This is a genomic window from Pseudomonas sp. NBRC 111130, from assembly GCF_001320485.1.
Taxonomy (GTDB): Bacteria; Pseudomonadota; Gammaproteobacteria; order Pseudomonadales; family Pseudomonadaceae; genus Aquipseudomonas; species Aquipseudomonas vlassakiae.
The window spans coordinates 1-12,495 of the sequence record NZ_BCBG01000071.1 but is presented as its reverse complement, the minus strand read 5'-3'; the positions used below and the strand labels follow the sequence as shown (position 1 = coordinate 12,495).

Sequence of the window (12,495 nt, the reverse complement as noted above, 5' to 3'; positions counted from 1 at the left end):
GGGCGGCGCTCGATCTACGCCCCAACGCAGTCCTCAAGCCATCCACTCTCAGCCAATCCCCCATCCCCGGCACGGCTATTGCTACAGCGCTGGCAACACACCGTTTTTATGACGGTCAGCCACGCGAGAGAGCACGATGCCCCAGGCCGCCCACTTTTCCCGAGTCCCTGATCCGCAGGGGCGTACCCCGGTCGAACAGGAGAGTCGACAGGGGCTGGATCAGGCATTCGCCCTGTTCGATCAGGTGTCTACCCAGCTCAACCAGTCCTACAGCATGCTCGAAGCCCGCGTCAGCGAGCTCAAGGGCGAGCTGGCGGTAGTCGGCCAGCAGCGCATGGCCGAGCTGAACGAGAAAGAACGCCTGGCCAACCGCCTGCAGAACCTGCTCGACCTGCTGCCGGGCGGGGTGATCGTGATCGACGACCAGGGCCTGGTGCGAGAAGCCAACCCGGCAGCCTGTCAATTGCTCGGCGAGCCCCTGGTCGGCCAGCTGTGGCGCCAGGTGATTGCCCGCAGCTTCGCCCCGCGCAAGGATGATGGCCATGAGGTCTCGCTGCGTGATGGTCGGCGCCTGTCCATTGCCACTCGCTCGCTGGACGCTGAGCCCGGCCAGCTGGTGTTGCTCAACGACCTGACTGAAACCCGTCGCCTGCAGGATCAGCTGGCGCGCCATGAGCGTCTGTCGTCGCTGGGGCGCATGGTCGCCTCGCTGGCGCATCAGATCCGTACGCCGTTGTCGGCGGCCATGCTCTATGCCAGCCATCTGGCCGACAGCGAGCGTGAACTTGCGCCTGAAACCCGCCAGCGCTTCGCCGGTAGCCTCAAGGAGCGCTTGCACGAACTGGAGCACCAGGTGCGTGACATGCTGGTGTTTGCCCGCGGCGAGCTGCCACTGGGTGATCGGGTGACCCCGAAGGGCCTGTTCCAGGCCCTGCAACAAGCGGCCCAGGCCCATGTGCAAGGGCACGCGGTGCGCTGGCAGTGCGACTGCCATCTGGGTGAGTTGCTGTGCAATCGCGACACCCTGGTAGGCGCCTTGCTCAACCTGATCGAGAACGCTTTACAGGCCAGCGACAGCCCGGCGCGGCTCAAGGTGCACCTGTTCCGTCGCCAGCACACCCTGCATTTGACTGTCAGCGATGCCGGCAGCGGTATCGATGCGCAGCTGCTGGGGCGCCTGGGTGAACCGTTCCTGACCACCAAGGCCACCGGTACCGGGCTCGGTTTGGCGGTGGTCAACGCCGTGGTGCGTGCGCACCAGGGCACGCTTGCGCTGCGTTCGAAAGTCGGGCGTGGCACCTGTGTAAAGGTGGAGCTGCCGTTGATAAGCGGGCAGGCAGCGGAGGTCGTGTGATGGCAATCAAAGTGCTGCTGGTCGAGGACGACCGCGTCTTGCGCCAGGCGCTGGGCGATACCCTGGAAATCGGCGGGTTTGCCTTCGATGCGGTCGGCAGCGCCGAAGAGGCGCTGGAGGCGGTGGCGGGCGAGGCTTACAGCCTGGTGGTCAGCGACGTGAACATGCCGGGCATGGACGGTCATCAGTTGCTGGCCAGGCTGCGACGGCAGCATCCACAGTTGCCGGTGTTGCTGATGACCGCCCACGCGGCCGTCGAACGCGCGGTGCAGGCCATGCGTGAGGGGGCTGCGGATTACCTAGTCAAGCCGTTCGAGCCCAAGGCGTTGCTGAGCCTGGTCGAGCGGCATGCCGCCGGGCGCCTGACTGCAGCCGACAGCGAGGGGCCGGTGGCGTGCGAGGCCGCCAGCCGGCAGTTGCTGGAGCTGGCAGCGCGTGTGGCCCGCAGCGACTCGACCGTGCTCATTTCCGGCGAGTCGGGCACCGGCAAGGAAGTATTGGCGCGCTACATCCATCAGCAGTCGCCGCGGGCGGCCCAGCCCTTCGTTGCGATCAACTGCGCGGCGATCCCGGACAACATGCTCGAGGCCACGCTGTTCGGCCACGAGAAAGGTGCCTTCACAGGGGCCATCGCTGCCCAGGCCGGCAAGTTCGAGCAGGCCGAGGGCGGCACCTTGCTGCTCGACGAGATTTCCGAGATGCCCCTTGGCCTGCAGGCCAAGTTGTTGCGGGTGCTGCAGGAGCGCGAGGTGGAGCGGGTCGGTGGGCGCAAGCCGATCGCCCTGAACATCCGCGTGCTGGCTACCAGCAACCGCGACATGGCGGGCGAAGTGGCGGCGGGGCGCTTCCGCGAAGACCTGTACTACCGCCTTTCGGTGTTCCCGCTGGCCTGGCAGCCACTGCGCGAGCGTGCTGGCGATATCCTGCCGCTGGCCGAGCGCTTGCTCGCTCGCCACGTGGCGAAGATGCAGCATGCGCCGGTGCGGCTGTCTGCCGGCGCGCGTGCCTGCCTGCAGGCGCATGCCTGGCCGGGCAACGTGCGCGAGCTGGACAATGCTCTACAGCGGGCGTTGATCCTGCAGCAGGGCGGGGTGATCGAGGCGGCAGATTTTTGTCTGGCAGGCGCCATTCCATTGTCGGCTGCAGGGGGCGCCGCTGAATCGCCATCGCCTGCACAGGTGGCGCTGGACTCCGGTGGCCTGGGTGACGACATGCGTCGCCATGAATTTCAGATGATCATCGACACCCTGCGCGCCGAGCGTGGGCGGCGCAAGGAAGCTGCCGAAAAACTGGGCATCAGCCCGCGTACCTTGCGCTACAAGCTGGCGCAGATGCGGGATGCCGGGCTCGATGTGGAAGCCAGCCTGTTTGGCTGAAACAGTCATTTATAGGTTTGCGGGGCGGGCTGGCACATGAGTTGCTAGTTCAGCGCTATCCGCCGCATGAGTGTCAAAAAAATGCGGCCGCCGGAGAGAGAAGGTCATGAGCCAAGGTGTTGAATTCAATCGTCTGATGTTGGACATGCGGGCCATGCAGGCCGATGCCATGTCGTTGCCCAAAGCCACTGTCGCCGCCGAACTGGCGCCTGGCCAAAGCAGCTTTGCCGACATGCTTGGCCAGGCCATCGGCAAGGTCAACCAGACCCAGCAGGCGTCGACCCAGCTCGCCAATGCCTTCGAGATCGGCAAGAGCGGCGTCGACCTGACCGACGTGATGATTGCCTCGCAGAAAGCCAGTGTGTCCATGCAGGCATTGACCCAGGTACGCAACAAGCTGGTCCAGGCGTACCAGGACATCATGCAGATGCCGGTTTGAGGGCGGAAGTAAGTCATGGCTGAAGCAGTCGTCGAAAACGCCCCCGCCAAGAGCGGTGCGCCAGGTTCCAAGCCACCGTTCCTGAACATGGCGTTCCTGGAGAACATCTCGCAGATGCCCATGCTGCGTCAGGTCGGCCTGCTGGTCGGTTTGGCAGCCAGCGTGGCGATCGGCTTCGCCGTGGTGCTGTGGTCGCAACAACCGGATTACCGGCCGCTGTACGGCAGCCTGGCTGGCATGGACACCAAGCAGGTCATGGATACCCTGGCCTCTGCAGACATCCCCTATCACGTCGAGCCCAACTCCGGTGCTCTGCTGGTCAAGGCCGACGACCTCTCCCGTGCGCGCCTGAAGCTGGCGGCTGCCGGCGTCGCGCCGAGCGATGGCACTGTCGGCTTCGAACTGCTCGACAAGGAGCAGGGGCTGGGCACCAGCCAGTTCATGGAAACCACCCGTTATCGTCGCGGCCTGGAAGGTGAACTGGCGCGAACCGTTTCCAGCCTGAACAACGTCAAGGCCGCCCGCGTGCACCTGGCGATCCCGAAAAGCTCGGTATTCGTGCGTGACGAGCGCAAGCCCAGCGCCTCGGTGCTGGTCGAGCTGTACCCGGGCCGTTCGCTGGAAGCGGGCCAGGTCATGGCTATTGTCAACCTGGTCGCTACCAGTGTGCCCGAGCTGGACAAGTCGCAAGTGACCGTAGTCGACCAGCGCGGCAACCTGCTTTCCGAGCAGTTGCAGGACACCGCACTGACCATGGCCGGCAAGCAGTTCGACTACAGCCGCCGCATGGAAGGCATGCTGACCCAGCGTGTGCACAACATCCTGCAGCCGGTGCTGGGCAATGACCGTTACAAGGCCGAAGTCTCCGCCGACCTGGACTTCAGTGCGGTCGAGTCGACCTCCGAACAGTTCAATCCGGACCAGCCGGCGCTGCGCAGCGAGCAGGCAGTCAATGAACAGCGCGCCAGCAGCCAAGGCCCGCAGGGCGTGCCGGGCGCGCTGAGCAACCAGCCGCCAGGGCCGGCGTCGGCGCCGCAAACCACCGGGGGTACAGCCGGGGCGGCCGCTGCCATCCAGCCTGGCCAGCCGCTGGTGGATGCCAACGGTCAACAGATCATGGACCCGGCCACCGGCCAGCCGATGCTGGCGCCGTACCCGTCGGACAAACGTGAGCAGACCACCAAGAACTTCGAGCTGGACCGTTCGATCAGCCACACCCGTCAGCAGCAGGGTCGCCTGACCCGCTTGTCGGTGGCGGTAGTGGTCGACGACCAGGTCAAGGTCGATGCCAATGGCGAAACCACGCGTGCGCCATGGGGTGCCGAAGACCTGGCGCGTTTCACGCGCCTGGTGCAGGACGCGGTGGGCTTCGATGCCAGCCGTGGCGACAGTGTGACCGTGATCAACGTGCCGTTCGCCGCCGACCGTGGCGAAGAGATCGCCGATATCGCGTTCTACCAGCAGCCGTGGTTCTGGGACATCGTCAAGCAGGTGCTGGGCGTGCTGTTCATCCTGGTGCTGGTGTTCGGCGTGCTGCGTCCCGTGCTCAACAACATCACTGGTGGCGGCAAGCAGGCTGCTGCGGACAGCGACATGGAACTGGGCGGGATGATCGGTCTGGATGGCGAACTGGCCAACGACCGTGTCAGCCTCGGTGGCCCGTCAAGCATTCTGTTGCCGAGCCCGACCGAGGGTTACGAAGCACAGCTCAACGCAATCAAAGGCCTGGTGGCCGAAGACCCGGGCCGTGTAGCCCAGGTCGTCAAAGAGTGGATCAACGCCGATGAGTGACAATCGAGCCATTACCGCCAAGCTGAGCCGTGTCGACAAGGCAGCCATCCTGCTGCTGTCGCTCGGTGAGACCGATGCAGCACAAGTGCTGCGACACATGGGCCCGAAGGAAGTGCAGCGGGTCGGTGTGGCGATGGCGCAGATGGGCACCGTGCACCGCGAGCAGGTCGAGCAGGTGATGAGCGAGTTCGTCGAGATCGTCGGCGACCAGACCAGCCTGGGCGTGGGCTCTGACGCCTATATCCGCAAGATGCTCAACCAGGCCCTGGGCGAGGACAAGGCCAACGGCCTGGTCGACCGCATCCTGCTCGGTGGCAACACCAGCGGCCTGGACAGCCTCAAGTGGATGGAGCCGCGTGCCGTGGCCGATGTGATCCGCTACGAGCACCCGCAAATCCAGGCCATCGTGGTCGCCTATCTCGACCCCGACCAGGCCGGTGAAGTGCTGAGCAACTTCGACCACAAGGTGCGCCTGGACATCGTCCTGCGCGTATCGTCGCTCAATACCGTGCAGCCGGCGGCGCTCAAGGAGCTGAACCAGATCCTCGAGAAGCAGTTCTCGGGCAATTCCAACGCTGCGCGCACCACCCTGGGTGGCATCAAGCGCGCCGCCGACATCATGAACTTCCTCGACAGTTCGGTGGAAGGTGCGCTGATGGACGCGATCCGCGAGATCGACAGCGACCTGTCGGAGCAGATCGAAGACCTGATGTTCGTCTTCAACAACCTGGCCGACGTCGACGACCGTGGCATCCAGGCACTGCTGCGCGAGGTCTCTTCCGACGTGCTGGTGGTGTCGCTCAAGGGCGCCGACGAGCGGGTCAAGGACAAGATCTTCAAGAACATGTCCAAGCGTGCCTCCGAGCTGCTGCGCGACGACCTCGAGGCCAAGGGCCCGGTGCGCGTGAGCGACGTGGAAACGGCGCAGAAGGAAATCCTCACCATCGCCCGCCGCATGGCCGAGGCCGGCGAGATCGTACTCGGCGGCAAGGGTGCCGAGGAAATGATCTGATCCTGCAGGCAGCATGGTTCCTCGTGGGAGCGGGCTTGCCCGCGAAGCAGGCAGCGCGGTGTATGGCACCGGCTTCGCCGGTGTTCGCGGGCAAGCCCGCTCCCACAGGGACCGTTGATGAGTAGCTGAGAACATGCCCACCAAAGAATCCCATCCCAGCGACCTGATCCGCGCCCGCGACCTCGAGGGGTTCGATGTCTGGGCGTTGCCCAGCTTCGATCCGGAGCCTGAGCCGGAGCCCGAGCCAGAGCCGGAAGTCGTCGAGGAAGAAGTCGAGGAAGTACCGCTGGAAGAAGTCCAGCCACTGACCCTCGAAGAACTCGAAGCGATCCGCCAGGAGGCCTACAACGAAGGCTTCGCCACCGGCGAGCGCGAGGGCTTCCACAGCACGCAACTGAAGGTGCGCCAGGAGGCCGAGGAAGCGCTTGCCGTCAAGCTGGCCAGCCTGGAGCAGCTGATGGGGCATTTGCTGGAGCCGATCGCCGAGCAGGACACGCAGATTGAACGCAGCATGGTGCATCTGGTTGCGCACATGGCGCGGCAGGTGATCGGCCGCGAACTGCGCAGCGACTCCAGCCAGATCACGCAAGTGCTGCGCGAGGCGCTGAAGCTGCTGCCGATGGGCGCCGACAACATTCGCATTCACCTCAACCCGCAGGACTTCGAGCAGGCCAAGGCGCTGCGCGAGCGTCATGAGGAGCGCTGGAAGCTGCTCGAGGACGAGGCTCTGCTGCCGGGCGGCTGCCGTATCGAGACCTTGCACAGCCGCATCGACGCGACCATGGAAACACGCATCGAGAAAGCCGTTGCGCAACTGTTCGACCAACTGCACGACCAGGCCCTGCACCCGGCGACACCAGACCTGTCGATCGAACTGGACGCCCGCGATGCGCCTTGACCGCACCAGCTTCGGCAAGCGCCTGGGTGGCTACGCCGAGGCGATCGGGCTGCCGGTGCAACCGGTGGTCGAAGGCCGCCTGTTGCGCATGGTCGGCCTGACCCTTGAAGCCGAAGGTTTGCGCGCTGCGGTGGGCGGGCGCTGCCTGGTGATCAACGATGACAGCTACCACCCGGTGCAGGTCGAAGCCGAGGTGATGGGCTTTGCCGGCAACAAGGTGTTCCTGATGCCGGTGGGCAGCATTGCCGGCATCGCGCCGGGTGCCCGCGTGGTGCCGCTGGACGACAGCGGCCGCCTGCCCATGGGCATGAGCATGCTCGGCCGGGTGCTCGATGGTGCCGGCCGTGCCCTCGATGGCAAGGGCGGCATGCGCGCCGAGGACTGGGTGCCGATGGACGGCCCGATCATCAACCCACTCAACCGTGACCCGATCAGCAAGCCGCTGGACGTGGGCATTCGCAGCATCAACGGCCTGCTCACCGTCGGTCGTGGCCAGCGCCTGGGCCTGTTTGCCGGTACCGGCGTGGGTAAATCGGTGTTGCTGGGCATGATGACCCGCTTCACCGAGGCGGACATCATCGTGGTCGGGCTGATTGGCGAGCGGGGGCGCGAGGTCAAGGAGTTCATCGAACACATCCTCGGCGAGGAAGGGCTCAAGCGCTCGGTGGTGGTGGCATCGCCTGCTGACGATGCGCCACTGATGCGTTTGCGTGCCGCCATGTACTGCACACGCATTGCCGAGTACTTCCGTGACAAGGGCAAGAACGTCCTGCTGCTGATGGACTCGCTGACCCGTTTCGCCCAGGCCCAGCGCGAAATTGCCCTGGCCATCGGCGAACCGCCGGCCACCCGTGGCTATCCGCCGTCGGTGTTCGCCAAGCTGCCCAAACTGGTCGAGCGTGCGGGTAACGGCGAGCCCGGCGGCGGCTCGATCACGGCGTTCTACACCGTGCTGTCCGAGGGTGACGACCAGCAGGATCCGATCGCCGACTCGGCACGGGGTGTGCTCGACGGCCACTTCGTGCTGTCCCGGCGCCTGGCCGAGGAAGGCCATTATCCGGCCATCGACATCGAGGCCTCGATCAGCCGGGTCATGCCGCAGGTGGTCGATGCCGACCACTTGCGCCAGGCCCAGAAATTCAAGCAGCTGTGGTCGCGCCTGTCGCAGAGCCGTGACCTGATCAGTGTGGGTGCCTATGTCGCCGGTGGCGATCCGGAAACCGACCTGGCCATTGCCTTGCAGCCCAAGCTGGTGGACTTCCTGCGCCAGGGCCTGGACGAGAATGTCAGCATGGGCCAGAGCCGGGACGAGCTGGGGGCGATCTTCACGCCGCCGGCCAAGGGCTGATAGCGCATGAGCCTGCCCGGTCGTGCTGCGCGTCTGGCCCCGGTGGTCGACATGGCCGAAGAGGCTGAGCGCAAGGCTGCCCAGCGGGTGGGGCACTTCCAGCAGCAGGTGGTCCAGGCCCAGGCCAAGCTGGCCGAGCTGGAATCGTTCCGCGAAGGGTACCAGGCGCAGTGGATCAATCGTGGCGGGCAGGGCGTGAATGGCAGCTGGCTGCTGAACTATCAGCGCTTCCTGGCCCAGCTGGAAACGGCCATGACCCAACAGCGGCAGAGCCTGGCCTGGCATGAGAACAACCTGAAGAATGCCCGTGGCACCTGGCAGCAAGCCTATGCCCGGGTGGAAGGGCTGCGCAAGCTGGTGCAGCGCTACATGGACGAGGCACGGCGGGCCGAAGACAAGCGTGAGCAGCGTTTGCTGGATGAGCTATCGCAGCGCTTGCCAAGGCAAGGTCATCTGTAACCTGCACCGGCCTCTTCGCGGGTGAACCCGCGAAGAGGCCGGCACAGGCTACCTTGCCACTCCGGCATCGGGCTGCTAAACCTTGAAGAGTTGCATTCGCCATCATCGAAGGGATCGCTAGCATGGCAGTCGAGACTGATTTTTCGCAGGACGAGAAAAAACTCACGATCAAGGTCAAGGGGCGCTTCGATTTTGGCAAGCATCAGGAATTCCGTGATGCCTACGAGCGCCAAGAGAACAAGCCCGATTCGGTAGTGGTCGACCTGAAGGAGGCTACCTACCTGGACAGCTCTGCGCTGGGCATGCTGCTGCTGTTGCGGGACCATGCCGGGGGTGACGATTCGGACGTGCGCGTGGTGCACGCCAACTCCGACGTGCGCAAGATCCTGGCCATTTCCAATTTCGAAAAACTGTTCGATATCAGTTGAGTGCCCAGATGCCGGCCGAGCATGCGTTGACCGTACTGGTGGCGGAGGACAGTGCGGTGGACCGCTTGTTGCTGGCGCAGATTGTGCGTCGCCAGGGCCACCGGGTGTTCACTGCGGAAAATGGCGAGCAGGCCGTGGCGCTGTTTGCCGAACAGCGTCCGCAACTGGTGTTGCTCGACGCCTTGATGCCGGTGATGGATGGTTTCGAGGCGGCGCGGCAGATCAAGACACTGGCAGGCGAGGCGCTGGTGCCGATCATCTTCCTGACCTCGCTGAGCGAAGAGGATGCCCTGGTGCGATGCCTGGAGGCCGGCGGTGACGACTTCATGGCCAAGCCCTACAGTGCGGTGATCCTCGCGGCCAAGATCCGCGCCATGGACCGCCTGCGCCGTTTGCAGGCGACCGTGCTCGAGCAGCGTGACCAGATCACCCGCCACCATCACCACTTGCTCAACGAGCAGCGGGTGGCCAAGGCGGTGTTCGACAAGGTCGCGCATTCCGGCTGCATCGCGGCGCCGAACATCCGTTACCTGCAGTCTCCCTATGCGCTGTTCAATGGTGACCTGCTGCTGGCTGCGTTTACCCCGGCCGGTGACATGCATGTGCTGCTGGGGGATTTCACCGGGCATGGCTTGCCGGCGGCAGTGGGGGCGATGCCGCTGGCGGAAGTGTTCTACGGGATGACCGCGAAGGGCTATGGCTTGGCGCAGATGCTGCGCGAGATGAATGCCAAGCTCAAGCGCATCCTGCCGGTGGACATGTTTTGCTGTGCGCTGCTGCTCAACCTGAGTGTGCAGCGCGGGGCGGTGGAAGTGTGGAATGGCGGCATGCCGGATGGCTACCGGCTGTCGGTAGACGGCGAAGTGCTCGGCAGGCTCGGGTCGCGTCATCTGCCGCTGGGCATCCTTGCGCCGGAGCGCTTCGATGACAGCACCGAAGTGCTGCCGATGGCGGCGGGGGAGCGGCTGTTGTTGCTGTCCGATGGCGTGGTCGATACCGCAGACGAGCACGAGCGCCTGTTCGGTGTCGAGCGCTTGCGCGAGGTGCTGGCCGCCAATCGTGACCCGGCGCAGTTGTTCGATGAGGTAATGCAGGCCTTGGCGCGTTTTGGCGGCAGCCCCCGGGATGACATCAGCCTGTGCGACATACGCATGTTCAGTGGCGAGGACCGGGTGCCCGCGCCGACCCTGTATTCCGACAGTGGGCGCTCCAGTCCGCTGGACTGGGCGTTGGCGTTCGAATTGCGCGGTGAAAGCCTCAAGCGATTCAACCCGGTGCCTTACCTGGTGCAGTTGTTGCAGGAGATTCATGGCCTGCGGCCGCGCACTGGCGCTTTGCACAACGTGCTCAGTGAGCTGTTCACCAATGCCCTGGAACATGGTGTATTGGGCCTGGATTCGCAGCTCAAACGGGATGTGCAAGGTTTTGCCGACTACTATGAGGAGCGCGCCCGGCGCCTGGTGACACTGGCCGACGGGTTCGTGCGTATCGACCTGAAGGTTGAACCCTCTGGGTCGGGCGGGCGTCTCACCATCGAGGTCCGCGACAGTGGCGCGGGGTTCGATGTGCAGCGTGTGCTGTCGCGTCCGTCGGTGGAGCAGGAGTTGAGTGGGCGCGGGCTACACCTGGTGCGGCGGCTTGGCAGCCATGCCGAGTGGTGCGAAGGTGGCCGCTGCGCCCGCGTGCGGTTTGATTGGTGATGTGTCTGGAGGGCCGCAGGGCGGCTCAGGCATAATCCGGCTTGATCAAGGAGTGAGCAAGTGACTGACATGCATATTGACCACAAGGTACTCAGCGACCTGCAGGAGGTCATGGAAGATGGCTACCTGCAGCTGCTGGACACCTTCCTGGAAGACTCCGAACAGCGTTTGAACCAGCTGCATGAGGCCAAGAGTGCCGATGAGCTCGGCATGGCCGCGCACAGCTTCAAGGGCAGCAGCAGCAACATGGGGGCCGTTGGCCTTTCCCGCTTGTGCCAGCAGTTGGAGGAGCGGGTCAAAGAGCGGCCGCTGTATGGCATCGAAGACCTGATCAACCGGATCGACCAGGAATACCTGGAGGTGAAAGGCTTCTATCGTGGCGAGCGTGAGCGCGTTTCGGCGAGTTGATGGAAAGTTGGCGCGACTTTTGCCTCTCAGTGTCCAGATGATATTCCAGTTTCTGGCGCGGAGACCGCTCAATGCCTGTCGCATCCAACCCTTTGTTGCAAGCCAACACCCTGAGCAAGCCGTCGAACGCGGGCTCCTCGCGGGTGGACAAGCCGCTTCAGGCGGCGGGCGGGCAAGGCGCCGGCTTCGATCAGGTCATGGCCGGGCAGGGGCGTGACAAGGCACCTGCACGCAACGACAAGGCGGCCCCGCCCGTCGCGAAGGACAAGCCTGACGTTGCCCAGGGCGGCAAGAAGGAGGCCGCCGACAAACCGGCGGTTGCCGATGACGGCAACATATTGCCAGCAGACGATGCGCCGCCTGCCACTGCCGACGCTACCGTGCCCAGTGACGTGGGGTCGCTCGATGCCAGCCTGGTGGCGGGCCAGGTGACCGACGCGCAGCCCGGCGCGCAGTTGCTGCAGGCTCAGGCTGAAGCCGTGGCGCCGGTGTTGCAGGCGGCTATCCAGCAGCCGCCCGTGGCCGAGGTTGCCAAGCCAGTGCCGGAACAGCCCGAGACCGATGCGTTTGACCCGGATGCCGACCCGTTGGCCAATCTGCCGACGTTGCGTCTGGCCCTGGAGCAGAGCGCCCAGGCCAAAGGCACGACGTCGACGCACGCTGCGGAGCCAGGCAAAACCCAGTCCGATGACAATCAGGCGGCCGTCAATCCATTGGCGACCCTGATCGACAAGGTCGAGGGCGAGGCCGGCAAGTCCGAGACCGGCGACAAGGCCTTCGGTACCTTGCTCGAAGACGGGCTCAAGGACACCAAGAGCGCCAGCAGCGACACCCGCGTCGATGACTTTGCCAATCGCCTGGCCACCCTGACCCAGGCGGTGACTGCCAAGACCGCCAATGCCGTGCCGGTCAATGCCAATCCGTTGCATCAGCCGCTGCACATGAACCAGGGTGCATGGGCCGAAGGCCTGGTCAACCGGGTCATGTACCTGTCCAGCCAGAACCTCAAGTCGGCGGATATTCAGCTGGAGCCGGCTGAGCTCGGCCGCCTCGATATTCGCGTCAATGTGGCGACTGACCAGTCCACGCAAATCACCTTTGTCAGTGGTCATGCCGGCGTACGCGATGCGCTGGACAGCCAGGTGTATCGCCTGCGCGAGCTGTTTGCCCAGCAGGGGTTGGCGCAGCCGGACGTCAACGTTGCCGACCAGTCGCGTCAGCAGCAGCAACAGGCGCAGCAGGACGGCTCGCAGCTGTCCGGGGTGGCTGCGCGCCGGGCTCA

Annotated in this window: 12 protein-coding genes; all 12 read left to right on the top strand. The window is 64.7% G+C overall.

Features of this window, described 5'->3' with window-relative positions:
* Positions 1 to 136: 136 nt before the first annotated feature.
* Positions 137 to 1,354, top strand: a complete 1,218-nt coding sequence (locus tag APH33_RS21965; RefSeq protein WP_054887160.1) for a PAS domain-containing sensor histidine kinase — start codon at positions 137 to 139, stop codon at positions 1,352 to 1,354.
* Positions 1,354 to 2,730, top strand: coding sequence for a sigma-54 dependent transcriptional regulator (locus APH33_RS21960; RefSeq protein ID WP_054887159.1), 1,377 nt, complete (start codon positions 1,354 to 1,356; stop codon positions 2,728 to 2,730). Before APH33_RS21965 ends, APH33_RS21960 begins: the two co-directional genes overlap by 1 nt.
* A gap of 106 nt (positions 2,731 to 2,836) precedes the next feature.
* On the top strand, positions 2,837 to 3,169 hold the full coding sequence (gene fliE, locus APH33_RS21955) for a flagellar hook-basal body complex protein FliE (protein WP_054887158.1): 333 nt from the start codon (positions 2,837 to 2,839) through the stop codon (positions 3,167 to 3,169).
* A gap of 15 nt (positions 3,170 to 3,184) precedes the next feature.
* Positions 3,185 to 4,960 carry a flagellar basal-body MS-ring/collar protein FliF gene (gene fliF / locus APH33_RS21950; protein WP_054887157.1) on the top strand — a complete coding sequence of 592 codons (1,776 nt, stop codon included), beginning with the start codon at positions 3,185 to 3,187 and terminating at the stop codon, positions 4,958 to 4,960.
* Entirely contained in the window at positions 4,953 to 5,972 is a 1,020-nt protein-coding gene (fliG, locus tag APH33_RS21945) for a flagellar motor switch protein FliG (RefSeq protein WP_054887156.1), read from the top strand. Before fliF ends, fliG begins: the two co-directional genes overlap by 8 nt.
* 133 nt (positions 5,973 to 6,105) lie before the next feature.
* Positions 6,106 to 6,870, top strand: coding sequence for a flagellar assembly protein FliH (gene fliH / locus APH33_RS21940; protein ID WP_054887155.1), 765 nt, complete (start codon positions 6,106 to 6,108; stop codon positions 6,868 to 6,870).
* Positions 6,860 to 8,218 carry a flagellar protein export ATPase FliI gene (fliI, locus tag APH33_RS21935; RefSeq protein WP_054887154.1) on the top strand — a complete coding sequence of 453 codons (1,359 nt, stop codon included), beginning with the start codon at positions 6,860 to 6,862 and terminating at the stop codon, positions 8,216 to 8,218. The genes fliH and fliI overlap by 11 nt, the downstream gene beginning before the upstream one ends.
* Before the next feature lie 6 nt (positions 8,219 to 8,224).
* On the top strand, positions 8,225 to 8,677 hold the full coding sequence (fliJ, locus tag APH33_RS21930) for a flagellar export protein FliJ (protein WP_054887153.1): 453 nt from the start codon (positions 8,225 to 8,227) through the stop codon (positions 8,675 to 8,677).
* Positions 8,678 to 8,799: 122 nt separating this feature from the next.
* Entirely contained in the window at positions 8,800 to 9,105 is a 306-nt protein-coding gene (locus tag APH33_RS21925; protein WP_054887152.1) for an STAS domain-containing protein, read from the top strand.
* Positions 9,106 to 9,113: 8 nt separating this feature from the next.
* Positions 9,114 to 10,805: a fused response regulator/phosphatase gene (locus APH33_RS21920; protein ID WP_054887151.1), complete on the top strand. Its 1,692-nt coding sequence runs from the start codon at positions 9,114 to 9,116 to the stop codon at positions 10,803 to 10,805.
* A gap of 60 nt (positions 10,806 to 10,865) precedes the next feature.
* Positions 10,866 to 11,213 (top strand): Hpt domain-containing protein, encoded by a 348-nt coding sequence (locus APH33_RS21915; protein WP_054887150.1) that lies wholly within the window; start codon positions 10,866 to 10,868, stop codon positions 11,211 to 11,213.
* A 71-nt stretch (positions 11,214 to 11,284) separates the two neighbouring features.
* The coding region (locus tag APH33_RS21910) for a flagellar hook-length control protein FliK (protein ID WP_054887149.1) at positions 11,285 to 12,495 on the top strand (1,211 nt) is incomplete at its 3' end.

Excerpts from the sequence above, each read along its gene's own strand:
- APH33_RS21965 (WP_054887160.1), top strand. The coding sequence starts at position 137 with ATGCCCCAGGCCGCCCACTTTTCCCGAGTCCCTGATCCGCAGGGGCGT.
- APH33_RS21925 (WP_054887152.1), top strand. The coding sequence starts at position 8,800 with ATGGCAGTCGAGACTGATTTTTCGCAGGACGAGAAAAAACTCACGATC.
- fliH (WP_054887155.1), top strand. The coding sequence starts at position 6,106 with ATGCCCACCAAAGAATCCCATCCCAGCGACCTGATCCGCGCCCGCGAC.
- fliI (WP_054887154.1), top strand. The coding sequence starts at position 6,860 with ATGCGCCTTGACCGCACCAGCTTCGGCAAGCGCCTGGGTGGCTACGCC.
- APH33_RS21960 (WP_054887159.1), top strand. The coding sequence starts at position 1,354 with ATGGCAATCAAAGTGCTGCTGGTCGAGGACGACCGCGTCTTGCGCCAG.
- fliJ (WP_054887153.1), top strand. The coding sequence starts at position 8,225 with ATGAGCCTGCCCGGTCGTGCTGCGCGTCTGGCCCCGGTGGTCGACATG.
- fliE (WP_054887158.1), top strand. The coding sequence starts at position 2,837 with ATGAGCCAAGGTGTTGAATTCAATCGTCTGATGTTGGACATGCGGGCC.
- fliG (WP_054887156.1), top strand. The coding sequence starts at position 4,953 with ATGAGTGACAATCGAGCCATTACCGCCAAGCTGAGCCGTGTCGACAAG.
- APH33_RS21920 (WP_054887151.1), top strand. The coding sequence starts at position 9,114 with ATGCCGGCCGAGCATGCGTTGACCGTACTGGTGGCGGAGGACAGTGCG.
- fliF (WP_054887157.1), top strand. The coding sequence starts at position 3,185 with ATGGCTGAAGCAGTCGTCGAAAACGCCCCCGCCAAGAGCGGTGCGCCA.